This is a genomic window from Actinosynnema pretiosum (genome assembly GCF_024171695.1).
Classification (GTDB): Bacteria; Actinomycetota; Actinomycetes; order Mycobacteriales; family Pseudonocardiaceae; genus Actinosynnema; species Actinosynnema pretiosum.
Genome location: NZ_JAMTCF010000017.1, coordinates 184,621 through 207,390, shown reverse-complemented (window position 1 = coordinate 207,390; position 22,770 = coordinate 184,621). Strand labels below are relative to the sequence as shown.

Annotated in this window: 16 protein-coding genes; 5 read left to right on the top strand and 11 right to left on the bottom strand. The window is 72.3% G+C overall.

Annotation, left to right across the window (positions count from 1 at the left end; translation table 11 throughout):
- Positions 1-80: 80 nt before the first annotated feature.
- The 6 genes from LV78_RS30490 to LV78_RS30465 all read right to left on the bottom strand — a co-directional run bounded on the left by LV78_RS30490 (position 81) and on the right by LV78_RS30465 (position 11,222).
- A complete protein-coding gene (locus LV78_RS30490; RefSeq protein ID WP_253849442.1) occupies positions 81-1,913 on the bottom strand; it encodes a cellulase family glycosylhydrolase in 1,833 nt (610 codons plus the stop codon).
- 129 nt (positions 1,914-2,042) lie between these two features.
- Positions 2,043-5,144, bottom strand: coding sequence for an ATP-binding protein (locus LV78_RS30485; protein WP_253849440.1), 3,102 nt, complete (start codon positions 5,142-5,144; stop codon positions 2,043-2,045).
- On the bottom strand, positions 5,141-5,740 hold the full coding sequence (locus LV78_RS30480) for a hypothetical protein (RefSeq protein WP_253849438.1): 600 nt from the start codon (positions 5,738-5,740) through the stop codon (positions 5,141-5,143). Before LV78_RS30480 ends, LV78_RS30485 begins: the two co-directional genes overlap by 4 nt.
- An 11-nt stretch (positions 5,741-5,751) precedes the next feature.
- Positions 5,752-7,377: a KGGVGR-motif variant AAA ATPase gene (locus tag LV78_RS30475; RefSeq protein WP_253849436.1), complete on the bottom strand. Its 1,626-nt coding sequence runs from the start codon at positions 7,375-7,377 to the stop codon at positions 5,752-5,754.
- Between the two features lie 2 nt (positions 7,378-7,379).
- Positions 7,380-7,967 (bottom strand): TIR domain-containing protein, encoded by a 588-nt coding sequence (locus tag LV78_RS30470; RefSeq protein ID WP_253849434.1) that lies wholly within the window; start codon positions 7,965-7,967, stop codon positions 7,380-7,382.
- Positions 7,968-8,093: 126 nt separating this feature from the next.
- On the bottom strand, positions 8,094-11,222 hold the full coding sequence (locus LV78_RS30465) for an ATP-binding protein (RefSeq protein ID WP_253849432.1): 3,129 nt from the start codon (positions 11,220-11,222) through the stop codon (positions 8,094-8,096).
- A gap of 127 nt (positions 11,223-11,349) precedes the next feature.
- On the opposite strand from LV78_RS30465, the gene LV78_RS30460 reads away from it, so the two are divergent.
- Positions 11,350-12,219 carry an alpha/beta fold hydrolase gene (locus LV78_RS30460; protein WP_253849430.1) on the top strand — a complete coding sequence of 290 codons (870 nt, stop codon included), beginning with the start codon at positions 11,350-11,352 and terminating at the stop codon, positions 12,217-12,219.
- 417 nt (positions 12,220-12,636) lie between these two features.
- Here the strand turns inward: LV78_RS30460 and LV78_RS30455 are convergent, their stop codons facing one another.
- The gene (locus LV78_RS30455) at positions 12,637-13,011 is read right to left on the bottom strand and encodes a helix-turn-helix transcriptional regulator (protein WP_253849429.1); all 375 of its coding nucleotides are present in this window, start codon (positions 13,009-13,011) and stop codon (positions 12,637-12,639) included.
- 160 nt (positions 13,012-13,171) lie between these two features.
- On the opposite strand from LV78_RS30455, the gene LV78_RS30450 reads away from it, so the two are divergent.
- Complete coding sequence (locus LV78_RS30450; RefSeq protein ID WP_253849427.1) at positions 13,172-13,402, top strand: transcriptional regulator; 231 nt, start codon at positions 13,172-13,174, stop codon at positions 13,400-13,402.
- Positions 13,403-15,008: 1,606 nt separating this feature from the next.
- Here LV78_RS30450 and LV78_RS30445 read toward each other — a convergent pair.
- A complete protein-coding gene (locus tag LV78_RS30445) occupies positions 15,009-16,094 on the bottom strand; it encodes a Fic family protein (protein WP_253849425.1) in 1,086 nt (361 codons plus the stop codon).
- Between the two features lie 220 nt (positions 16,095-16,314).
- On the bottom strand, positions 16,315-16,887 hold the full coding sequence (locus tag LV78_RS30440) for an SRPBCC family protein (RefSeq protein ID WP_253849423.1): 573 nt from the start codon (positions 16,885-16,887) through the stop codon (positions 16,315-16,317).
- 219 nt (positions 16,888-17,106) lie between these two features.
- On the opposite strand from LV78_RS30440, the gene LV78_RS30435 reads away from it, so the two are divergent.
- Both LV78_RS30435 and LV78_RS30430 read left to right on the top strand, forming a co-directional pair.
- Positions 17,107-17,583 carry a GyrI-like domain-containing protein gene (locus LV78_RS30435; protein ID WP_253849421.1) on the top strand — a complete coding sequence of 159 codons (477 nt, stop codon included), beginning with the start codon at positions 17,107-17,109 and terminating at the stop codon, positions 17,581-17,583.
- Positions 17,584-17,753: 170 nt separating this feature from the next.
- Complete coding sequence (locus LV78_RS30430; protein ID WP_253849419.1) at positions 17,754-18,635, top strand: LLM class flavin-dependent oxidoreductase; 882 nt, start codon at positions 17,754-17,756, stop codon at positions 18,633-18,635.
- Positions 18,636-18,729: 94 nt separating this feature from the next.
- On the opposite strand, the gene rsgA is transcribed toward LV78_RS30430, so the two are convergent.
- Positions 18,730-19,761, bottom strand: coding sequence for a ribosome small subunit-dependent GTPase A (rsgA, locus tag LV78_RS30425; protein WP_253849416.1), 1,032 nt, complete (start codon positions 19,759-19,761; stop codon positions 18,730-18,732).
- Positions 19,762-20,616: 855 nt separating this feature from the next.
- Here rsgA and LV78_RS30420 point away from each other — a divergent pair.
- On the top strand, positions 20,617-21,744 hold the full coding sequence (locus tag LV78_RS30420; RefSeq protein WP_253849414.1) for a SagB/ThcOx family dehydrogenase: 1,128 nt from the start codon (positions 20,617-20,619) through the stop codon (positions 21,742-21,744).
- A gap of 45 nt (positions 21,745-21,789) precedes the next feature.
- On the opposite strand, the gene LV78_RS30415 is transcribed toward LV78_RS30420, so the two are convergent.
- Positions 21,790-22,770: an aldo/keto reductase gene (locus LV78_RS30415; RefSeq protein ID WP_253849412.1), complete on the bottom strand. Its 981-nt coding sequence runs from the start codon at positions 22,768-22,770 to the stop codon at positions 21,790-21,792.

Sequence of the window (22,770 nt, the reverse complement as noted above, 5' to 3'; positions counted from 1 at the left end):
TCCGGGGCGCGGTACCCCCGCGCGCGGACATGATCGAGGAACTTCCAGGTGGCGCGGGTGCGCCCGAACTCCCCCGAACCTCAGAACGTCCTAGCCGCCCACGCCGCCAGCTCCGCCCGCGCCGCCGCCAGGTCCCCGGACCCCGTGGTCACCAGCGCGAAGTGCACCCCCGCGCCAGCCCGCACCAGCACCCGGTTCACCCCGCCGACCCCAGGCTCAGGCCCCCAAGCCACCGCCTCCGCCCCCGTGTCCCCAGGCAACCCCGTGACCGCCCCCAGATCCGTCACCACCGTCGTCCCCGCAGGCGCGAACCCCGCAGGCAGGTGCAACTCCGTAGGCGCCCCCGACTCCGCCCCCTCCCACACCAGCACCGCGTACGGGTTCGCACCGACCACCGCGCGCGTCGCGGGCATCCCCACCGGCACCTGGTTCCACACCAGCTCCGCGTTCCCGTCCCGCGCCCGGTCCTCGTACGTGAACGCCCGCGTCGTCCCCGCCACCGCACGGGGGAACACCCGGTCCACCAACCGCGCGTCCACCGTCAACCCCGCCGCGCCGTCGTCCCCCAGCCGCACCACCGAGAAGTGCTCGTCGTTCATCGCGTCGCCCTCCGTCCTCACCTTCGACGGGTTGTCGTTCATCAGCTCCCGGTGCCGGTCGTAGTTCGTGTCCCAGTGCCACTGGCTCCCCGACAGCACCGGCCCGGACGTCGCCGCCTCCGCCCACCACCTCGACCCCGGCAGCGCGCTGTCCAGCGACTGCTGCGTCGCCTTCAGCACCGACGGGTGCTTGTCCGCCGTGAGCCCCCGCACCGGGTGGCCGTACTCGGAGACGATCGCTGGCACGCCCAGGTCCGCCGCGCGCGTCCGAACGTCCGCGAACGTCCGCGCGTACTGCCCGTCCCCCGCCTTCCCCGGCATCAGCAGCGCCGACTGGGCCTTCCCGTCGTAGAAGTGCGTGTTGAACGCGTACCCGTCGCCCCACGGCGCCGCACCGGGGAAACCGCCCGGCTCGGCGAAGAACTCCACGTTCTGGTTCCAGAACACCAGCGGTTCGGCGAAGGAGGTCTTGTCGCGCCACCCGGTCTCGTCCATGAGCCGCCGGAAGCGCTGGTGGAACGGCCACAGGTGGTCGCGCTCCCACATCAGGCTGGTCTGCCCGGCGTCGTAGCGGCCCGCGTACGGCTCGTTCAGCGGGTCCACGCCCAGCACCAGCTCGAAGGCCTCGGCGGACAGCCGGTTCTTCAAACCCCGCAACGCTTCCCCGGCCGCGCTCAGGAACCCGTCCTGCACGCGCAGCGGTCCCCCGTCCACCTGGAGCTCGCGGTTGTGCCAGAAGTCGTAGGTCGCGGCGGTGACCGCCGTGTTCGACTTCATGTTCTGCCCCCAGTGGAAGCACAACCCGCACGACTCGCTCGGGTACCCGCCCGCCCGCACCACCCACGCGGGCGCCCCGTCGCCGGTGTACCAGCTGTCCCGGTTGAACAAGTGCCGCGAGTACAGGTCCTGGTGGAAGTCCACGTACACGCGCACCCCCTGGTCCGTGAACGCCCCGATCTGCTCGGCCACCCGGTCCAAATATCCCTGGTCGATCCGCCTCGGCTCCGGCTCCAACCACGCCCAGGTGACCAGGAACCGCACCGCGTTCGCGCCGGTCAACCTGCGCAGCGCCACGGCGGAGTCCCGCGCCGCCTGGACGTTCGGGAACGGCAGCCCCCGGTGCTCGGCGAGCTTGGCGGTGCCCGAGACGTTGAAGCCCCGCAGCACCACCTCGCGCCCGTGCTCGTCCCGGAACACCCCGCCGGAGGGTCTGACCTCACCGCCGTCGAACCACGCGGGCGCGGCGGAGGCTGTGGGGAGCGGGGCCGTCGCGAGCAGCAGGAGCAGGGCGGCCAGGAGCGGGGTGCGGCGCATCGGTGGTCTCCCCCACCTCGGCGGAACCGGACGCTTCCCCTGGGACGCTAGTGATCCGGTCCGGGGGTGCCAAGGGCCGCGTGGCGCAGCGGGCCGGGGGCCGGTCGCGACAACCCGGCCCCCGGTGGTTCAGCTGCCCGCCCTGGCCCGGTCCAGGACCTCCTCCACCCGCAGCGGGCTGGCCGGGTGGTGGCTCAGGCACATCGGGACTCGCACCAGGGTGAAGCCGAACGCCTCCCCCGCCGCGTAGAACTGGCCGCGCCCCAACCCGGAGATGTCGCCGACCGCGCTGCCCCTGGCCCTGGCCACCTCGGTCGCCGCCGCGATCTGCGCCGGGGTGTTGAGCCTGCCGAAGAACTGCGTCGTCGTGTTGCCGGTGACCTGGTTGTGCACGCCCTTCGGCGCCTGGGTGGCCAGCAGCAGGCCCAGCCCGTACTTGCGGGCCTGCGAGGCCAGCAGGATGGTGCTCTGGGTGCTGGCCGTCCACCCGCCCGAGGGCGCGATCGTCTGCGCCTCGTCGAGCACGAGCAGCCCGCCGAGCGGCCGGTCCACCGCCGGGTTGCGCTTGGCCCAGGCGAACACCTCCAGCTGGAGCTGGCTGGTGAACCCCTGCCGCTGCTCGTCCGACGGCAACCCGACGAAGCTGATCACCGAGATCCTGGCCCGCTTGCCGGGTGCCGGGGTGAGCAGCTCGGCCGGGTCGACCGGCTCGCCCCTGCCGCCGAGAAGCGGGTCGTTGACCATCGCGGCGCGCAACGTCTCCGCCAGGTCGGCGGCGGTGGCGCGGGCGGTCGCCAGGGTGCTGACGCCCTCCGGCAGGTCCGCCAGCACGTCGACGAACCCGGACAGGTCGCGACCACCGCTCCCGGCGAAGTGCGCCAGCGCCTCACGCAGCACCGCCCGTCCCCGGACGGCGCCCTTCCCCGCGCCCGAGACACCCGCGTGGGGCACGAGCCTGGCCACGGCGGCCTCCACGGAGGCAGCGAACTCGTCGGGGTCCTCGCGCACCCCGGCGAAGTCGGGCAGCGGGTGGAAGCAGAGCGGCCTGCCGCTCTCCCTGCCCGGCGTCCACACGACGACCTCGGTACCCGCCAGGTAGTCGGCGGCCCGCTCCTCGTCACCGGGCGACCAGCCCTCGGGCGGCTCCGGCCAGGCGTCGCCCAGCCGGGCCAGGTCGTTGTTCGGGTCGAGCACGATCGCCGAGACGCCGCGCAGCGCGCACTCCTCGACGATCCGCCGCAGCAGCACGGTCTTCCCGCTGCCCGAGCCCGCGAACACGATGGCGTGCTTGCGCAGCGACTCCACCTCGACGCGGACCCGACCGCCCGCGCCGATCTCGATGTGGTCGGGGGACGCGGGCGGCGGGCGGGTTTCCTGGTGACCGGACTCGGGGCGGGACGCACCCCCCTCGGGCCGCTCGCGGCCGGATCGCGCGAAGTCGGCCAGGACCTCTCCCAGGAAGGTCCGGCTCGCGGGCTTGCGCGCGACCAGCCAGCGCTGCAACCGGTAGTTCTTGTCCACCAGCAGCGCCTTGAGGGCGCTGAACGTGCGCATGTCGTCGTCCGACACCACCAGCCGCCTGCCGCCCGCCCGCTCCAGCTCGGCCAGCTTCTTCCTGGTGGTGTACCCGGTCCAGCCCTTGGCGGCGTTGGTGACCAGCACCAGGTACCGGTCGCGCTGACCGGGGCGGATGCCCGCTGCGGCGCAGGCGTCGCGCATCCTCTTCAGCACCCTGTTGCCGTGGCTGCTCACGATGTACCGGAACGACAGCAGTTCGCGGGTGTCGAGCACCTCGTTGACGGTGCGGCGCACGCCCGCGTGGAGCCTGGTGTCCTCGTCGTCCAAGGCCTGGAGCGCCCACACCAGGTCGTCGTTGCCGACCTCGGTGATCCAGGAGTTCAGCCCGGCGACCAGCAGGCCCGGCGGCAGCTCGTCCTGGTTCCCCTCGGTCACCGCGACCTCGGCGCTCGCCATCAGCGCGGCGAACCTGGTGTCGAGCTCCTGGAAGTAACCGGGGTCCGGCTCCGCCACGACGGGCGGTCGGGGCGTGGCGCTCGTGGCGTCCGCGTTGAAGGACACCAGCTCCCGGATCTCGCCGTACACGCAGGACTCGGCGTGCGCGGCGATCCGCCTGAGCAGCTCGCGCGGGGTGCGCGGCGCCCAGTCGGCGCCGAACGCGGAGGGCGCCACGGGCCAGGTCGGGTGCGGCGGGGTGATGCCCTTGGCCCGGTAGATCGTGCCGAACCGCCTGGCCACGAACTCCCGCCCCACCTCGGGATCGGTGATGAGGCCGAGCAGCGGGGTCTCGGTGAACCGGTCCCCCACGGTGTCGCTGGCGATCGAGTGCAGCTGCTTCCAGGTGTTCGGCAGGCAGGCCACGATGGTCGTGGTGCGTCGGGTGGTCTCGCGCAGCTGCATCAGGCCGTCGGCGATGAGCGCGATCTCCTGGGCCAGCTCGGACCCGGTGATCTGCTCGTCGATGGCGTCCTGGCCCTTGTTGACCAGGGTGTCGAGCTGGTCGATGGCGATGACGCACGGCCCGGTGAGCGCGAGGACGCGGGACAGGTCGCGCACCAGCGTCCGCGCGGACTGCGCCTTGCGCGGCAGGCCCCAGTACTGGCGCTCGTCGTCGTGGTCCGCCGTGCCCTCCAGGTAGGACTTGCCGATCTCGGGCTGGTCGGAGCCGTACAGCGCCAACGCCCGGATCGTGTCGCCGCACTCGACCGCCACCCGCTCGTCGAGCACGCGCAGGCGGCTGAGGAAGGAGCGCAGGTCCTCGGGGGTCAGCGGCGCCTCGTTCAGCACCGCCCGCGCCACACCGCCCGGAACGCCCGCCTCCTCGCACAACCGCCGCAGGAGCAGGGTGAGCTGGAGCTGGCCCTCGTCGTCGGAGCGGCGCAGCTCGCTGCGCATGGCGTCGGCGACGTCGTCCCAGAAGACCTTGCCCGCCGTCAGCTCGATCAGGAAGAAGTAGCCGCCCTCCCGCTGGACCTCGCGTCGTGCCGAGCCGAGCAGGTGGGTCTTCCCCACTCCCTTCTGGCCCTGGAGCACGAGCCCGACGGGACTGGGGCCGGTGCTGTCCACGGCGTCGGCGATCCCCGCCTTGATCCGGCGCACGACCTTGTCGTGCAGGCCGTCCAGGTGGAAGGGCGGGGTGTTCCAGACGTCGTCCGGGGTGAGCGCGGAGTTGAAGCGGAGCGCGGCCAGCGCCTCGTGCAGGTGCTCCGTCATGCTTCCTCGATCGCGATGAGGTGCTTGTCCTCGTCACCGATCCGGATGGCCGCGGCGTGGTCGGCGTCGGTGAGGACCTTGCGGTTGGAGTCGGGGGCCAGGTGCACCTCGCCGTGCCTGAGCATCCGGCGCAGGGCGGCGTCCACGGCTTCGGACAGCCGGGGGCGCAGCTTGGCCAGCCGGACCCAGTCCTGCGGCTTGACCGACAGCTCCCGGTAGGCGTCCCGGATGACCGCGTCCAGGCCACCCGACTCGACCACCTCGGCGGGCGTGCTCCCCCCGCCGCTCAGGGAGTCGATGATGAGCGGGCGGGCCAGCTCGAACAGCGCCCGCGCCAGTGGGCCGGACCTGGCGGGCAGTTCGAGCGCGGGGAACTCCCGGCGGCACCAGGCAGCGCCCTCGGGGGTGATCCGGTGCCAGATCCTGCGGCCCTTCTCCTCGGACGCGATCAGGCCGTCCTTGTTGAGCCGCTCGCGGCCGTCCTTGCGCAGGTCGACCTTGTGCTCCTTGACCAGCTCGGCGTTGGGGACCTCCCGGTCCAGGGTCATCAGCAGGAACAGCGCGGCCTGTTCGCTGGGGCTGTAGGTGTCCGGCATGTCGCGGCCTTTCAGTAGGCGGTGGTGTTCATCCGGCGGTCGAGGTCGGCGAGCAGCACGTCGACGCGGTAGCGGAGCTCTTCGGGCAGAAAGACGCCCTTCCGGTCCCCGTGCGCCCTGCCGAGCACGTCGAGGTCGGCGGTCAGGGCGGCGAGCAGGTCGGGGTCCTCCTTGAGCAAGGCCTCTTCCACGTCGCGCACGGTCTGCGCCAGGAGTGCGACCCGCCCCTCGTAGGGCAGCCGTTCCGGCAGGTCGCGCAAGACCGACGCCGTGTTCTGCAAGACCTCCAGGTAACGGGCCTTCTCGTTCTTCGGGGTGGTGGCGACGGCGTCGCGCAGCGCGCGGGCCACCTGGTCGAGGCGGGTGTCGGTCTTCAGCTCCAGAGGGCGCAGGTTGCGCAGGAAGCCGGGCAGGAGTTTGCGGTCGGTGCCGTCGACGAGGACGCAGAGCAGTTGGCGCTGGTCGCCTCCGGGGACGAGCGCGCGGCGCAGGAAGCGCTCGGCCTCGTTCTGCTGCCAGCGGCTGACCTCGCCGTCCACCAGGAGGCACAGGTGCCTGGCGGGCTCGCGGGCCTGGTCGAGGAACTCGGCGTCCCAGGACAGCGACGGCTCGACCCGCAGGCCGAGCCCGCGCAGTTCGCGGATGAGCCTGGTGGTGATCCGCTGGAGCGGCCGGGGGGCGGACACCAGCAGATCCAGGTCGTACTCGCGGCGGCGGGTGCGGGCCGCCGCGACGTAGGCGTCCCGGTTGTCCACCAGGAGGTCGGTGCGGTCGAAGTGCTGCGCCAGCACTGCGGCGATGGTCTCCAGCGCGAACGAGACCTGGTCCGCGGAGGGGACCTCCTCGTCCTTCACCGCCAGCCGTTCGCCGAAGCTCCAGTAGGAGACGTACGGGACGGTCAGGTGCCGCACCATCTGCTCGGCGCCGACGCTCTTGGCCAGCCAGCTGCCGAACAGCGGGGAGACGACCTGGGCGCACTTGCGCTGCCACTCCTCGGCCTGCAGGTACTCGACCCGGTTGTCCAGGCGGGACAGCACGGGGAGGACGAGGTGGCGCGGGCGGTCGTAGGGCATCCGGTCCCTGGCCCGGTCCACGCGCTCGACGACGTCCACCACGTCCCTGAGGTTCTGCTCGTTGGCGGTGTAGACGACGACCAACCGGTCGGCCAGGTGCGCGGTGCAGATGCTGCTGATGTCGGAGATGCCGGTGCGGCTGTCGATCAGCACGAAGTCGTAGTCGGCGGTCCAGGAGTCGCGGCAGTCCTCCAGGTACTGCGCGAACCCGTCGGCGTACAGCTGGGTCCAGTCGATGTCCTGGAGCTTGCCGGGGTAGGACTCGTCGGCGCGGCCCGCCGCGAGCAGGGCGAGGGCGCCGTTCTCGCTGTCCAGTGGGATCACGTGGTCGGCGGGTGGCCGACCGGCGCGGAAGTCGGCAGCGAGGTCCACCACGCCGCCGGTGGGCTGCCGCTCGGTCATGAGCGGCTCGAAGTAGTGGTGCAGGCCGGGCGCTTCCAGGTCCCAGTCGACGGTGAGGACCCGGTAACCCCATCGGGCGAGCAGCACAGCCGTGTTGGCGAGGGTGAAGCTGCGACCGACGCCGCCCTTGTAGGAGTAGTAGGTGATCACGGTCCCAGGCATCGTCAGAACCTCGGAATCGGTGTTGGTGGTGTGCGTACCGGGTCGGGGTCCGCGATCGGCCACCCCGGTTGCCAATCGGGCACCTGGCGCAGCAGCGCGGCGAGGTCGCCCGCGAGCTTGATCACCTCACCGTGGAACTTGCTGTAGTCGAGACTCCCCTGGTACGAGAGATCCGGGTAGGCGTACTTCTTGAAGTCCCACCAGGAGAACTCGCTGGCGTACTTCGGAAAATTATCCGAGTCAGCGTAGAGAATCGGATAGATGAGCCCCTGAGGCTTTTCCAAGCTCCCCAGCCCCAGCGACTTCTGCCGCTCCCACATGCTGTGGAACTCCGCGAGGCACCACGACGACTGGAAGTAGGGCGGGGTCAGCAGCGGCACGATGATCTTGCTGTGGAGCAGCGCTTTCCGCAGGTTCGACGGCCAGTGCGTTCCCCGGTCCATCGAGTCGTCGACGTACACCCTGGGCGTCTCGACCATCTGGTCGGCCAGGCAGTCGAACAGCTTTTCCCGAAAGTGGTTCAACAGCCAGTTGCGCACGCTCCCGAGGTGCGCGTAGCTGATGAAAACGTCGTACTCGTAGCCGGACACGCGGGCAATCGTAAGCAGGAACCAGCGGGATAAAAAGGACCAAATAATGGCCAATCCTCGCTGCAGTGGCCAATCAGTGGCCACATGCCGGCCAACTCTTCGCAAGGGCCGGTGAAAGCCGGGCGGTCAGGCCTCGCGCAGGCGGGTGGTGATCGTGGTCGCCTTGGCGCGCAGGCGGGTGGCCTCCGCCGGGTCGTCCAGGGCTTGGGCCAGGTCGGCCAGGTAGCCGGCCACCGGGCCGAGGGAGACCAGGCCCGTGCTGGCGCCCGCCAGTTCGTCCTCGGCCGGGGACAGGGATCGGCGCAGGGCTTCCAGTTCCGCGTGGTCCCTGGTCGATCTCGCCAGGGCGGTTCGGGCGTGCAGGCAGGTCCTGAGCTCGTGGAGGTGGTCGTGCGGGGCCTTCGGGATGTTCGTGGTCGGGGTGGTCCAGGGGTGGTTCGCTCCCCAGTCCGGGGTGGACTGGGGGACGTCCAGGGTGTGCAGTGCCAGCGGGAGGAGGCCGGTGACCACGCCGGGGAGGTGGGTCGCGGTCAGTTTTGGGGCGGCTGCTCGGTACGCGGCTTCCGCTTCGGCCTTGCGGCCGGTCAGCGCCAGGCGCATCGCCCGGTACCACTCGGTGAACGGGGCCACCATCGGGAGGTCGTCGCGGGTGGCCAGGTGGTCCGCCCTAGCGGCGTGGTGGTCCGCGGCGGGCAGGTCGGCCATGGCCGCCGACGACTGGACCAGGAGCAGGTGGGCCAGGACCTCGAACGCGACCAGGTCGGGTTGGGACTCGGTGACCTGGAGGAGTTCGGCGGCCAGCGCCTCGCGCTCCGGCGCCAGGCCCGCGCGGTGGAAGGTCTGGAGGTAGCGGGCGTTCAGGGCCAGGGACAGGAGGACCGGGTCGGCCAGTGCCCTGGCGATGCGCTCGGCCTCCTCCGCCGCCTCGGCCGCCTCGCCGTTCGGGTCCGCCCTGCGCTCCATCGCGATGGTCACCAGGAGGCGCGCCCGGTCGGAGCGGTGGGTGGCGGGCAGGGCTTTCAGGGCGCGTTCGGCCGACTCGGCCAGGGCCGTCGAGAGGGCGTCGTCGTCCGGGGTGGTCCACAGGGCCGGGACGTCGAAGGAGCCGACCACCCGTGCCCGGTGGACCGGGTCGGGGAGGGTTTCCGCCTGGCGGGCCGCTTCGGCGCGGTGCGCTCGGGCCGAAGCCAGGTCGCCGGTGACGGCAAGGGCCCTGACCAGGCCCATCACCGCCGTGAGGCGCGCTGGCGGGTCCTGGGTGGGGGCGCGGTCGAGCGAGGTGATCACCGCGCGCCAGAGCCTGGCCGCCTCGTGCGGGGCCGAGCGCCGCTCCGCCCTGGTCGCGGCTCGGGCCGCGTGGTGGGCGGCCCTCGTCGCCGTGGACCTCGTCGCGGCCTCCAGGAGGTGGTGGGCGATGCGCTCGTGCTCGTCCGGGGTGGCCCGCTCCACCGCGTCCGCCGCCGCCACGTGCCAGCGGGCGCGCCTCGGGGCGGTGGTGTCGGCTCGGACGGTCTCGTGGACCAGGGCGTGGGCGAAGCGGACGTGGTCCGCGTCGTGCTCCACCAGGAAACCGGCCGCGATCGCGGACTCGACCGAGTCAAGGACGTCCTCGCCCGCGAGCTCGGCCAGGACCGGCAGGTCGACCTCGTGCCCGAGGACCGCCGCTTGGCGCAGGTGGGCGCGGGTGGTCTCGGGGAGGGCGGACAGGCGGTGCAGGAGGACGTCGCGGACGCCCGCCGGGACGGTGCGCAGCGCCTCGTCGCCCTCGCTCGCCCACAGCCTGGCCAGCTCGTGCGCCAGGAACGGGTTGCCCGCGCTCCTGGTGTGGACGGCCCTGGTCGCCTGCGGGGTCGGGGGGCGGTGGGTGGCGATCAGGTCCGCCACGGCGCGCTCGTCCAGGCCGGAGAGGTAGAGGCGGGTCGGGGTGGTGCGGGCGAGGCGGGCGAGCGCCGCGGTGAGGGCGGGTGGGATGTCGGTGGCGCGGTGGGTGCTCACGACCAGGGTCGGGCCCGCGTCGGGTGGGAGGGCGGTGAGCAGGGCGAGGGTGTCCTCGTCCGCCTGGTGCAGGTCGTCCAGGACCAGGAGCGCGGGCTGAGGCCCGGACAGGTGGGCGGACAGGGTGCGGAGGGTGGTGAAGCGGGGGGTGCGGTCGGGTTCCGGGGGCAGGCCGAGGCGGGTGCGGAGGGTGGTCCACGGCCAGGCCTTGGGGGTTCCGGGGAGGTCCGGGCAGGTGGTGGTGGCGGTGGACCAGCCCGCGGCGCGGAGGCGGGTGGCGAGGGCCTCGGTCAGGGCGGATTTGCCGGAACCCGCCGCGCCGGACACCAGGACGTGGCGCAGGCGGGCGGTGGTGACGGCCTCCTCGGCGGCTCGGGTGAGGGTGGCGAGTTCTTCCTCGCGACCGAACAGGGGTGGGGTGGGCTGTGGGGTGGTGGCCTGTGGGGCGGCGGTCTGTGAGGTGGTGGTCTGCTGGGCGGCGGTGGGGTGGGGCGCGGGAGGCCTGCGGGGTGCGAGCAGGGTCGGGGACTGGGCGAGGATGTCGGCTTCCAGGGCGCGCAGGGGTTCGCCGGGGTCGACGCCGAGGTCGGCGCGCAGGGCTTTCCCGGTGCGGCGCAGGGCTTCCAGGGCCTCGCCCTGGCGGCCGGTGCGGTAGAGGGCCAGTGCCAGCAGGCGGGCGGCGTGCTCGCGGTGCGGGTGGGCCGCCGCGTGCGGGGTCAGGGGTGGGACGGCGTCGGCCGGGGCGTCCAGGGCCAGCGCGGTCTCGGCCAGGCGCTCCACGGCCAGCAGGCGCAGCTCCTCCAGCGCGGTCGACTCGGCCAGCGCCCACGGGAGGTCGGCGAACTCCGCGTACGCGCGGCCCCGCCACAGGGCCAGGGCGTCGGTGAGCAGGGCGCGGGCCCGCTCGGGTGGGGCGGACGCGGCTTCGCGGACGGCGGTCTCGAAGCGGCGGGCGTCGGTGTCGTCGGCGCGCAGCGCGTAGCCGCCCGCGACCGTGACCAGCAGGCTGGGCGGGGTCCGGGGTGGGCGGTCCGGTTCCAGGGCCTTGCGCAGGTCGCCGACGAAGGTCTGCACCGCGCCGCGCGCGCCGGGTGGCGGGGCGTCGTCCCAGAGGTCGGCGACCAGCGCGTCCAGGGGGACGGCGCGACCGCGCGCGACCAGCAGCCTGGCCAGCACCGCCCGGTGGCGGGGGCCCCTGAGGTCTGCCGGTCCGCGGGCCAGTTCGGCTCCCAGCGGGCCCAGCACGGTGAAGTGCGCCATCGGTTGGACAACTTAGCGCCGGGGGGCGGGGTGCGGCGGGTGGTGCTGATCGCGTGCTGATCCGGTGCTGATCGGGGCGGGTGACGGTGGAGGGGCATTCGACGGAGAGTTGTGAGGAGTCGGCGAGATGGTTCTTCCGGGGTTCACCGAGCAGCGGGTCGCGGTGGCGGAGGGTGTGCGGTTGCACGTTGCGGTGGGTGGGACGGGGAGTCCCGTGGTGCTGCTGCACGGGTTCCCGCAGACGCACCTGATGTGGCGGCACGTCGCGGCCGACCTCGCCGCCGACCACACCGTGATCTGCCCCGACCTGCGGGGGTACGGGGCCAGCGACAAGCCCGTCGACGACGGGGAGAACTACTCGAAGCGCGCGATGGCGCGGGACGTGGTGGCGCTGGCCCGCGAGCTGGGGCACGAGCGGGTGGCGGTGGTCGGGCACGACCGGGGCGCGCTGGTCGGGATCAGGGCCGGGTTGGACCACCCGGACGTGGTCACCCACCTGGGGGTGCTGGATGTGCTGCCCACGGTGGAGTCGTGGGAGGTGCTGCGGGGGCGTGGGGCGGCAGTCGGGTTCCACCTGTTCCTGATGGCGCAGCGGGCCGGGTTGGCCGAGGCGATGATCAGCGGGGCGGCGGACGAGTTCTTCGGGCACTTCCTGGACGTGTGGGCGAACGACCCTGCGGCGATCCCGGCCGACGTGCGGGCCGAGTACCTGCGGGCGAGCCGGGAGGCGGTGCCGTCGATCGTGGCGGACTACCGGGCGACGGCGGGGGTGGACGTCGAGCACGACGAGGCGGACCGGGCAGCCGGACGGCGACTGCGGATGCCGGTCGGGGTGGTGCAGCAGGACTGGGGGTCGGAGCTCGGGTTCGACGCGGCCGGGGTGTGGCGGGGGTGGGCGGAGGACTTGGAGCACCGGACGGTGCGGTGCGGGCACTTCATGGCGGAGGAGGCGCCGGGGGAGGTCGTGGGGGCGATCCGGGCGTTGCTCGGGCGGTGAGGGGGTAGCGGGGAAGGTGGGGAGGGGAGGAGGACTCGGACCGGCGGGTGACCACCAGTTCGGGTGAACACGGGCGTGGTCGGCGCCCGACCGGGTAGCCGGTCGGGCGCTGACCGCTTTGCCGTGGGAGACGCCCTGGGGTGAAGCGGTATGGGATGGGTGACTTGTGCTGGATTTTGGGTGGAATCTTTCGGAATAGGCGTTGCGCTCGTGCAACACCGACGGGAAAACGGCCGCGAGTGGTGCGGGAAGTGCAGGTCGGCGGGGGTACGGGGCGGCGGCACCAGTCTGCGACTGCAGGAGGGCTGACGGGCGGCGGGGGTGTCAGTCGGCGGCAGAGACGACACCGCCAGCCGGGGATGGGGCGCCAGCCGGGGATGGGGACGGTGCCGCCAGTCGATGGTGGCGGCGGGAACGTCAATCGGCGGGGTTGGCGGTGGGAGGTTCGGCGAGGGCGGCGGTCTCGGCGCGCTGCTTGAGACGCCTGCGCAGTTCCGAGATGAGCTGCTCGTCGCTGAGGTCGGTCGGGTCGGTGCTGGCGGGCTGGTGGTCGGCTTCCTGCTGGGTCAGCATGCCTGCCGCGACGAGGACCTCGAAGACGCTCACCTGGAAGAGCCGCGCGATGGCGCGGGCCGTCGGGATGCTGATCTTGGCGCCCTTGCGCCACGCGGTCAGGCGGCTGCGGTCGACCCCTACTTCGCGGGCGAGGTCGCCCGTCGTCAGGTTCCGGTACTCCAGGTTTCGCTCGATGTAATCCCACCACGGAGAAGGAGCGCTCTGATTTCCGGTCACCAGGGGAACGTTATGTGTGCACACGCAACGTTGTCCAGGCGCACCACCCGTTCAGGCTCGTTTTGCTGACACAACGCTCGTTGCGTGGGAACTGGGGAACGTCTAGGTTCGAATTGGAGCAACGAACGTTGCGCGGGCACAACAATGCGCGAGGCGGCCAATGCCGAACATGATCAAACTCCGGGACGAGGCTTTCGCGAAAGCGGCGCGACTGGCGGGCTACGGGTCCGATTACGCGCTCGCCAAAGCGATGGACGTGAACCGGTCGACGGTGACGCGCGTGCTCAGCGGCGACCTCCAGCCCGGACCGGCGTTCATCGGCGGCGCCCTGGTCGCATTGGCGCCCATGCAGTTCCAGGACCTGTTCGAGGTCGTTCGCGGCGAACAGTGACCGCCGACGCCCCGGAGGGCGTGCACACCTCGGGTGATGGCTGCGCGGATGACCGCAGCACGGATGACCGCAATCCGGATAACGGCGATTTGAGTGGCAGCGACCCGGATAACGGCAACCCGGATGGCGACAATCCGGATGACAGCGGTCTGGATGACAGCAACCCCGATGAACTGCACGGCCCAAGTGGCCTGCACTGCCCAAGTGGCCTGAGCGACCCGAGTGGCCTGAACGGCCCGAATGGCCCGCATGACCAGCACGACAGGAGCGGCCGGCGCGGTCGAAGTGACCAGCGCGGTCGGAGCGGTCGGAGTGGCCAGCTCGGTCGAGGCAGCCAGCGCGGGCAAAGTAGTCGGAGTAACTGGGGCGGTGGGGAAGAGCGGGGCGGCTCGGGCGACTTGGGGAAGTCGGGCGAGGGCGGGAGCGCTGGCGAGGGCGGGATTGCGGGGACCCGTGAGGACGGCGCGGTTGGGGGCGGTGGTGAATGCCACGGCGAGCTTGGTGGGGAGCATTGCCTCGAGTGCGCGGGCAGGAACAGCAGCCAGCACAGGAGTAGGTGCAGCGGCGAGTGCGGCGCCGAGCACGGTGGCGAATGCGGTGGCGAGTGCGGGGCCGAGCACGGTAGCGAGTGCGGCGCTGAGTGCGGGGGTGGGAAAAACAGCCAGCACGGGGGTGGGTGCGGCGGCGAGTGTGATAGCGGGCACTGCAGTGAGTGTGGTGGGGAGCATTGCGGCGAGTGGGGTGGGAAGCGCGGCGGTCGGCACAGGGGTGGGTGCGGGCGCGGGCTTGAGGGTGAGGTTGTCGCCTTGCGGCAGCGGGGTGTGGTGGGGCTTGGGAGTGGGCGGGGGCATTGGGCGTTGGAGTGCGCCGAGGTTGAACTGGAGCTTGCCGTGCTTTCCGGGGAGCGGTGGCGGGTTGTTGCCGGGTTGAGGCAGATGGCTTTTGTGCTTGGGGCTGTGGGGCGGGGGCGGGATGCGGCGCATTACCTGCGGCGGGTTCGGCGGGAGTATCCGGAGGTTGGTGGCGGCGGGAGCTGATCGGGCGGGCGGCGGTGAACCCGGAGTGGGCCGTGGGGTGCCAGCATCGGCGGCTAGGCGTGACGCGTTGGCATCCGCGATCAGGGTGCGCCATGACCGGAACGCGCCAGCATCGACAGTCGGGGTGACGCAGGCATCCGTGACCAGGTGAGGCATCAACATCCGCAGCCGGGATGACACCAGCATCCGCAGCCGGGGGTGGCACCAGCGTTGGCGGCTGGCGGGACAGCGGCACCAGTGGGCGTGGGAACGACGGTATTGACGACCGGGGGGACGGCGGCATCGGCGGGCAAGGGAACGGTGGCGTTGGTGGGCGGGGTATGGCGGCGGCGTTAGCGACCGGGTGCAGCCGAGGGGCGGCCGGGTGCGGCGGGGGGCGACCGGGTACCGGGTGGGTGACCAGGTGCGGTGGGGGCGGGTACCGCGTGGGCGACCAGGGGCCGCAGGGACGACGACCGTGTGCGGCAGGGGCGGCCGGGTGCGGCGGGGCAGGGCATGACGGGACAGGGCGCGACGGGACAGGGCGCGGCCGGGACGGGTGGGGGTGGGGGTTCGGGGTGGGCATGGGGTTACGGGTGGGGTGGGGGTAGGAGGGACAGGGCTTCTTGGCAGAGGAAGACCTTGCGGTAGCGCCTGGACTCCCACGGGTACAGGACGCCCTCCGCCACCAGGCGGTCTGTCAGCAGGGTTGCGCCCTTCGGGGACAGGCCCTCGGTTGCGCACAGGGTTGGGTGGTCCACTGCCGGGAAGCCGAGCAGGGAGTTGGCCACCCGTGCCAGCCTGCCGCCCTCCGGGAGGGTGGCGCGGTAGGTCGCTGCCAGGGACTCCAGGCCGCGCAGGAGGTCCACCTGGGCGTCCGCCAGCTCCCGCACGCCCCGCGCGAAGAACTCCACCCACGGGCCGTGGTCGCCGGTGCGCACCACCCGCCTGACCTGGTCGCGGTACTCGTCGCCCGCGCGGTCCAGCCACACCGACAGGGGGAGCACCGAGGCGCGCAGCATCCCCGCGCGCACCAGTTCCAGCATGGTGAACAGGCGCGCCACGTGACCGTCCGGGACCTCGAACGGTTGCAGGAGCTCCAGTTGCAGGTGCGCGAGCGCCAGGCGGGCCACCCTGGGCAGGGCGGGTTTCGCCTGGACCCACACGGTCCACTGGGCCAGCGCGCCCGCCAGGTGCGCGCTCGTCGGCGTCAGCAGCCAGGCCCGCTCCCGGCTCGGGCCCAGCCAGCCCTGTCCCCGGCGCAGCGGCTCGTCCGGGTGGTGGGCGCGGCCGGTCAGCGCCGCGGCCACCTCGCCCAGCAGGTCCGGGTCCCCGGTGTCAGCGCCCTCCTCGACCTTGGCGAAGCCCAGCTCGAAACCGCGCAGGTGGGGTAGGACCACCTGCTCCGGGGTTCCGTGGCGCGGGTCCAGTGACACCGCCAGCGCCTCGCGCAGCGCCACCGGGTACCCGGCCATCCCGGCCGACGCGCACGCGTCGCGGACCCTCGTGGCGCGCGCGAAGCCAGGCAGCTCGGCGAAGCGGCTGGACGCCTCGTCGAGCCTGCCCAGGCTGTGCTCGGCCAGCGCCGACTCGCGCACGGCCGGACCGCTCAGCGACGGCTCGGAGAACAACGGGTACGGCAGGAACGCGCCTTCTTCCCGAAGCTCCTCCGGCACACCTGCCACGTCGGTCTCGGAAATCCACGTGCCACGCGGGGAAAAGCGGGGTATCACGTTCGGAGCATGACACGAATTGAACTGATTGACCACACCCCTTCACTTCGAGATCCGGGCAATTCCAGGTAAAAAATATTGGAATACAGTGGAATCGACGATGTCACGGACTCGGAATCACGGAATCACCAAAAATCAGCACCGATCCGCGCGCTTCACCCCATCAGGCCCCCTCCGCCAGGAGGGGGAGCAATCCGGCCAGCCGGTTGTGGCTGGTGTTGACTCCCCCTTCCATGCCGCTGGCCAGGACCGCGTCCCGCAGCTCCTTGTTCGGGAAGACCGAGGTCTGCACCACCCTCGTGCGACCGCCGACCTCGGTGAACTCGGTGGTCACCACCGACTCCTGCCCCTCGAACATCTCGGTGTTGACCAGCCGGTGCGGTCTCTCCACGACCCGGTAGCGCCCGGACATGCCGAACTCGGCGCCGTCGGCGTCGCTGCGCCACCGGTACTCCCACGCGCCACCCTCTCTCAGATCGATCTCGCACACCGGCATCGACCAGCCGTCCGGGCCCAGCAACCAGCGGGACACGTGCCGGGGCTCGGTGAAGGCCGCGAACACGAGTTCGCGCGGGGCGTCGAAGTCCCTCGTGATGGCGAACGCGACATCGCTCGGCGTGGTGATCTCGGTGCGGCGGTCCGCGACCGACGACGTGGAAGGAACGGAAGGGGTGGAAGGAGCGGAGGGAGTGGAAGGGGCGAGCGGGGCGGACGGGACGGACGGCGTGCTGGACATGTGCGGGCTCCTCGTTCGGCTTGACTGCGGCTTGACTGCAACCCACCGGCGCTTTAACCGGGCGGTTAGATAACTGCTTGGTTAGTCAACACCGGGAGGTGGGGTGGGGGCAAGGGAAGTCGTGTCACCTGTTCGGGGGGATAAATCGGGTATGGAGCGAGGGGCGACCCGGCAGGATGGCCCGGAACCGAAGACCGCCGGAGCACGGGAGGACAGCGGATGAGCGCGGAGCCGGAACTGGTCGACCTCACCCCGACGACGACCGCGGTGGTGCGCGGGGTGATCGAGTTCGCCGAGGTGCGCGACTTCTTCGACACCTCGTTCCAGCAGCTCGGGCGCACCATGGCCGCCCAGCGGATCACCCCGCTCGGCCCGGCGTTCGGGCTGTACCGGGACGCGAGCACGCACGGGATCGCCGGGGTGCTGGCGCTGGAGGTCGGGTTCCCGACCAACTCGGAGGTCGAGGTGGAGGGCGACGTCGTGCCGGGCGAACTGCCGGGTGGGCGGGTCGCGCGGGTGACGCACACCGGGTCGTTCGACGAGCTCGACGAGTCCTGGAAGCGCCTGGCCGCGTGGATCGGGGCGCGTGGGCTGACCTCGGGCACCACGCGGTGGGAGGTGTACACCACCGAACCCTCCCCCGACATGGACCCGGCCGACCTGCGCACCGAGCTGCACTGGACCGTGGCGGACTGACGGTGGCCAACCGGGGGCGGGCGGGGGCGGCGGACGGAGGATGGCGGACCGGCGGCGACGGACCGGCTTCGGCGGACCGAACCGCGACGACCCACGAATCCCGTTGACAATCGAACGTCAACGATGTTCGGTTGAACGCGCACACCGTTCAAAGACCGAAGGGGACGCCCATGCGGGTCGGCATCACGATCCTGCCGGAGCACCGCTGGTCCGAGGCACGACCGAGGTGGGTCGCGGCCGAGGCGTACGGGTTCGACCACGCCTGGACGTTCGACCACCTGGCCTGGGGCAGGCTCGCCGACCACGCCTGGTACGCCTCGGTCCCGACGCTGGCGCTGGCCGCCGAGGCGACCTCGCGGATCCGGCTCGGCCTGCTCGTGGCCTCGCCGAACTTCCGCCACCCGGTCACGTTCACCCGCGACGTGACCACGCTGGACGAGGTGTCGGGCGGCCGGTTCACCCTGGGCATCGGGTCGGGCGCCAAGGGCGGGTACGACGCGAGCGTCCTCGGCGCGCCCGCGACGAGCCCGCAGCAGCGGTTCGCCGAGTTCGTGGAGCTGCTGGACCGCCTGCTCACCACCGACCGGGTCGACCACGCCGGTGAGCACTACACCGCCGTGGGCGCGCGGAACGTGCCCGGCTGCGTCCAGCGGCCCCGGCCGCCGTTCGTGGTGGCGGCCAACGGCCCGAAGGGGATGCGGTTGGCGGCCCGGTTCGGGCAGGGCTGGGTGACCACGGGGCTGCCGAGCGACGACCTGGCGGGCTGGTGGGACTCGCTGCGCGAGCTGTCCGGGCGGCTCGACGACGTGCTCGACGCGGCCGGGCTGCCGCGCGACCACCTGGAGCGGCACCTGCAGAGCGACATGGCTCCGGTGCTGTCGACCTCCAGCGTCGAGTGCTACCGGGACTTCGTCGGGCGGGCGGGCGAGCTGGGGTTCACGGACCTGGCCGCGCCGTGGCCGCGCGACGAGGGCGTGTTCGCCGGTGACGAGTCGGTGGTGGAGGCGATCGCGGCCGAGGTGCTGCCCGGCCTGAAGACCGGGCAGCCCTGAGGACTGAGCAGCACTGAAGACCGAACAGCGCTGAACAGGCTGCTGGGGCCCGCACGCGCGCGCGTGCGGGCCCCAGCCGGTCAGGCCCGGTCGATCAGCCCCAGCCGCCCCGCTCCCGGTACATCCGCCGCTGGGCCTTGCTCATCGCCCGCTCGGCACCGCGCCGCTCGGCCCGCAGCCGGGGATCGGTCCGGCTGGCCAGCCACTCGTTCTCGCGGCGGAGCTCGTGCAGGCTGTCGACCCTGCGCCGCTCCAGCTCGCCGTCCGCCACGGCGGCCAGCACGGCGCACCCCGGCTCGGCGACGTGCCCGCAGTCGGCGAACCGGCACGACCGCGCCAGCTCCTCGACCTCGGCGAACACCTGCCGCACGCCCTCGTCGGCGTCGTGCAGCCCGACCGCGCGCAGCCCCGGCGTGTCGATCAGCACTCCCCCGCCGGGCAGGGCGTGCAGCTCGCGCCGGACGGTGGTGTGCCTGCCCTTGCCGTCCGAGGCGCGCACCTCCCCTGTGGCCAGCGCGTCGTGCCCGAGCAGGGCGTTGACCAGGGTGGACTTGCCCGCGCCGGATGGTCCGACCAGCACGGCGGTGGCCGCGGCCCCGCCGAACAGCTCGGCGCGCAGCGGGTCCAGCCCGGAGCCGTCGGTGGCGCTGACCGCGACCACCGGCACGCCGGGCGCGGCGCCGGACACCTGGGCGGCGACGTCGGCGACGGCGCCGCCCAGGTCGGCCTTGGTGAGCACGACGACCGGTCGCGCGCCGCTCTCCCAGGCGAGGGCGAGCAGCCGTTCGACGCGGCCGAGCGCGAGGCGCGCGGACAGCGGCACCACGACGGCGACGGCGTCCACGTTGGCGGCCAGGACCTGCGGGTTCCCGCCGGAGCCCCGGACGAGGGCGGTGCGGCGGGGCAGGACCTGGGTGAGCGAGCCGTCCTCGGCGAGGCCGACCCAGTCGCCGGTGCAGGGTTCGAGGCCCCTGCGGACGCGGGCGGACCGCCTGCCCTCTTCGGTGACGACCTCGCAGGCGCCCCGGTCGACGCGGACGACGCGGCCGGGGAGGAGGTCGGTGGTGAGGTGCTGGGCGAAGCGCTCGTCCCAGCCGTGGTGGGCGAGCGGTGATGCGGTGGACATGCGGGACTCCTGGTCGTCGCGGGTGGTCCCGCCACGAGGGGCGCCTCCGCGAACGAGCGGGAGGCGTCAGCCCTGGGGGCGGGTGGGGTCGGGGCGCGCGGCAACGACGGCCAAGACGGTCATGCCCCACCTCCCTCCGCTCGAAGTCCTGCCGGGACGCTAGCAGCACCGGCCCCGCGCGGGCGAGGGGTTTTCCGGGCGCGCTCCGCGTTCGGGGAGTAATTCCAACGCGACGGAACTAAATTCCGCGACAAGTGCGTTCGACCGTGTTCGACATCATTGCCGACCGATTTCGACGTCACCACCGCTCACCAGCCGGAACGGGCGTTGTCCGATCCCGCCGAACTGCGCTACGGTCGTTCCGGAAATACCGTCGACGCAATTCACCCACCGCGATCGCGGACGCGGCAGGTTCCGGTCCGGACATTCCAGCGGCGGCCGGACCGGACGGGCGCGGGGCCCGAGCGCTCAACGGCGCGCGCGAGGGTCCCGCGCTTCGGAGACCGCGTCCGACGAGGGCGTTCGCGGGCGCGGCGAGCCCAAGTGGCCACCATCGGAGGACCCTGCACGCGTTGCACGTGACTGGGGCGGAACGAAATCGTCGCTGGATGGAGGGGACCGTCCGGTCCGATGTGGATTCCGGTTTTCCAGGGGCATCCACCCAGGGCACGACGGAACTCCAGAGGAGGTGACGATCATGCGCAAGATCTCGATGAAGGCGAGGCCGGTCATCCGCCTTGAGCGGTCGAACCAGCCGAACTTCTACTACTGGTACAACGGCGACCAGCCGTGACGCCCGGGGGCCGGGTCCGCCACGAGCGGGCCCGGCCCCTCCCATTCCGCACCGGAGGTGTCATGCGCCTGCGCCGCGCCCACAGCCTGACCTGCTACTGGCACGAGGACGAGTTCGTCGTGCACCCCTACCTGAGCGGCACGCCGACCGCGCTGCACCCGGTGGCCGCCGAGGTGCTGTCGGCGTTCGACTCCTGGGTGGACGCGGCCAAGGCGACCGAGGAGCTGGACCACCTGACGCCCGACACCGTGTCCGAGGCGGTGGAGGTGCTGCGCGAGGCGGGCGCGCTGCTGGTCGAGGACAGCGACGAGGCCGAGCGGGACGAGCTGGCCGCGCGCACCTGGGAGACCTGGGCCCCGGAGGCCCCGTTCTTCCACTACGGCACGCAGATCGACGCGGAGAAGCTGCCCGCTGACCGCGAGCAGGCCAGGGAGCAGGCCAAGAACGACACGGCGGACACCGCCGGTCCGCAGCACCGGGTGTTCACCGAGTACCCGGAGGCCGAGCGGGTGCTGCTGCCGCGCGTGCCCGCCGACCTGGGCGTGCCGCTGGGCAGGGCGCTGTACGCCCGCCGCACGGTCCGCGACTTCACCGAGGAACCGGTGCCGCTGGCGGTGCTGGCCGCGCTGCTGGTGACCACCTTCGGCCCGACCGACTTCATCGACTCCGGCCGCAGCGCCCTGTTCCGCCGCACCAGCCCGGCGGGCGGCTCGCGCCAGGAGCTCGACGCGTACGTGGGGGTGCTGGCCGTGGAGGGCCTGTCCCCCGGCTTCTACCACTACAACCTGCGCGAGCACTCGCTCGAACTCGTCTCCCCCGGCCTGACCAGGGACGAGATGACGCACCTCGGCACGGACCAGCCGTGGGTGGGCTCGGTCGCGTTCACCGTGGTGCTGGCGTCCGTGATCGACCGGATGAGCAGCAAGTACGAGCTGCCGCGCTCCTACCGGGTGAGCCTGCTCAACGCCGGTCACCTCGGCCAGACGTTCGCGCTGACCGCCACCGCGCTGGGCCTGGGCCCGCTGCAGACGGGCGCGTTCTACGACGAGGCGCTCGCGCGCAGGATCGGCCTGGACAACATCGGCAGCATCCCGGTGTACCTGCTGGGCGCGGGCTACCCGGCCGCCGAGCAGCCGTACGCGGCGCCGCTCGCGGGCCTGGAGACGTTCCGGAGGACGCGGCTGACGTGAGGCGCGGGGCGCGGGGGCCGACGACGACCCCCGCGCCCGCCCCCGTCAGAGGTGCTTCTCGATCTCGGCCAGCTCGTCGGCGGTCAGCTCCAGGTTCCCCACCGAGGCCACGTTGTCCGCCAGCTGCTCCGGGCTGCTCGCCCCGACCAGCGCGGACGTGGCGTTGCGCAGCACCCAGGCGATCGCCAGCTGCGCCAGGGTCTGGCCCCGGCCCTCGGCGATGGCGCCCAGCGCCCTGACCTTGTCCAGCTTCTCCTCGGTGATGGCGTCGGACTTGAGGAACGGGCTGCCGCCCGCCGCCCGCGAGCCCTCGGGCACGCCGCCCAGGTACCGGTTGGTCAGCAGGCCCTGCGCCAGCGGCGAGTAGGCGATGCTGCCCGCGCCGACCTCGGCGAGCACGTCGTACAGGCCGTCCTCGCTCCACCGGTTGAACATCGAGTACGAGGGCTGGTGGATGAGCAGCGGGGTGCCCAGCTCGCGCAGCACCCGCGCGGCCTCGGCGGTCTGCTCGGCGGAGTAGTTGGAGATGCCCGCGTACAGCGCCTTGCCGGAGCGGACCGCGTGGTCCAGCGCGCCCATGGACTCCTCGATGGGGGTCTCCGGGTCCGGGCGGTGGTGGTAGAAGACGTCGACGTAGTCGAGCTTCATCCGGCTCAGCGACTGGTCCAGCGAGGACAGCAGGTACTTGCGGGAGCCGAAGTCGCCGTACGGGCCGTCCCACATGGTGTAGCCGGCCTTGGTGGAGATGATGATCTCGTCGCGGTGCGCGGCCAGGTCCTGGCCGAACAGCGCGCCGAAGTTGCGCTCGGCCGAGCCGGGCGGCGGGCCGTAGTTGTTGGCCAGGTCGAAGTGGGTCACGCCGAGGTCGAAGGCCCGGCGCAGGATGGCGCGCTGGGTCTCCAACCCCTTGTCGTCGCCGAAGTTGTGCCACAGGCCGAGCGACACGGCGGGCAGCTTGAGCCCGCTGCGGCCGACCCGCCTGTAGGGCATCCGCTCGTACCGGTCCGACGACGGCAGGTAGGACAT